Source organism: Collinsella sp. CLA-ER-H2 (assembly GCF_040092405.1).
Classification (GTDB): Bacteria; Actinomycetota; Coriobacteriia; order Coriobacteriales; family Coriobacteriaceae; genus Collinsella.
In genome coordinates, this window is the sequence record NZ_JBBNLO010000062.1 from 1 (window position 1) to 1,536 (window position 1,536).

The window sequence follows — 1,536 nt, forward strand, 5'->3', positions numbered from 1 at the left end:
CAGACACTATGACCCAATCCGAGGGCACTGAAAAGATAGGAGCCCCCGCTCGTGACCGCGGGTCGGGGCTGCGACAATGATGTTGAAGTGCCATAGGCGCAGCCGCGCCGCAACGAGGTTGGGAGGCTCCCATGCCAAAGTATTCTACCGCGTTCGGGATGGACGTCCACCTGAGGTCGACCACCGTCTGCGCCCTCGACGCGGACACCGGCGAGGCCGTGACGAGGAGGTTCCCCGGCAACCCCTGGGGCGAGATCGCCGGGTGGATGGATGGGTTCCCCGGGCCGTCGCTCGCGGCCTACGAGAGCGGCTACCTCGGCTTCGCCCCGCAAAGGGAGCTCGCCGGGCTCGGCGTCGAGTGCGTCGTCGCCGCGGTCTCGAAGATCCCCAGGTCGGCCGCCGACTCGGCCTCCAAGAACGACAGGAACGACGCCGCCAGGATGGCCAAGGCGATACTCGCCCACGACATCTCCCCCGTATGGGTCCCCTCCCCCGAGGTCGAAGGCATCAGGGACCTCGCCGGCGCCTACGACGGGGCGACCGCGCGCCTGGCGACCGCCAAGCAGCGGCTGCTCGCCTTCCTCGCAAAGCGGGGGCTCGCCTACGGCGGCACCACGCCCGCCGGCAACCCGAGGAAGTACTGGACCTACGACTTCCTGAGGTGGCTCGACAAGGTCAGGCCGGAGGACGATGGCGGGGTTCGGACGCTCGCCGCCCTGAGGAACGAGGTCGAGGCCGCGGCGGAGACCCGGGCGGACCTGCTCTCCGAGTACAGGGCCGCCGTGGATGCCAGCCCGATCGCCGCGGAGGTGGCCGCCCTCCAGTCGATCAAGGGCTGCGCCTTCGCGCTGGCCGCAGCCTTCTCGGCCGAGGTCGGCGACTTCGCGAGGTTCCGTTCCGGAAGGCAGGTCACGGCCTATTTCGGCCTCGCGCCGAGTCAGAGGTCGAGTGGCGACTCCGTGCGGCTCGGAGGCATCAGCGGTGCGGGCAACGCGCTCGTGAGGAAGCTGGCCGTTGAGGGTTCATGGTGCTACGCCGCGGCACGGCACCAGCCGAAGCTCATGCCGAGGGACACGGGCGTGCCCCTCGAGATAAGGATGCACGGGAGGAAGGGGTCCGAGCGGCTCCTGCGGCGGCGCGAGGAGATGCTCGCCCGCGGCATGCCCGCGGCGAAGGCCAACGCGGCCACCGCGGCCGAGCTCGTGAGGTGGCTTTGGGCCCTCGGCATGATGTGCCGGGAGGGCGCGGAATAGACATAGCCCCCGTCCCGGCGAGCCGGGCGGCCTTCGGGGATACCCCCTATTTCGCTGTGCGCGCGGAGCCCTCCGCATGCGCCTCGACAGACTTGGGGAACCCCGCCGAAGGAATGGAGTGCGGGCCGACAGAACGGTATCCGCGGATATGAGACTGAGCCGAAGGCGTCGATGACATGCCGGGGGCGGACCGGGACGGGTTAACGGCAGGCCCCGCCGACCGATTGCAAGCGGTCGGCGGGGCCATTGTGGCTCTTGACAGCGGATTGGGTCATATGAGCGA

At 69.6% G+C, this 1,536-nt stretch carries 1 protein-coding gene; it reads left to right on the plus strand.

The window, feature by feature from the left end:
• The first annotated feature begins 131 nt into the window (after positions 1 to 131).
• Positions 132 to 1,253 carry an IS110 family transposase gene (locus AAAX59_RS09640; RefSeq protein ID WP_349071602.1) on the plus strand — a complete coding sequence of 374 codons (1,122 nt, stop codon included), beginning with the start codon at positions 132 to 134 and terminating at the stop codon, positions 1,251 to 1,253.
• Positions 1,254 to 1,536 lie beyond the last annotated feature (283 nt).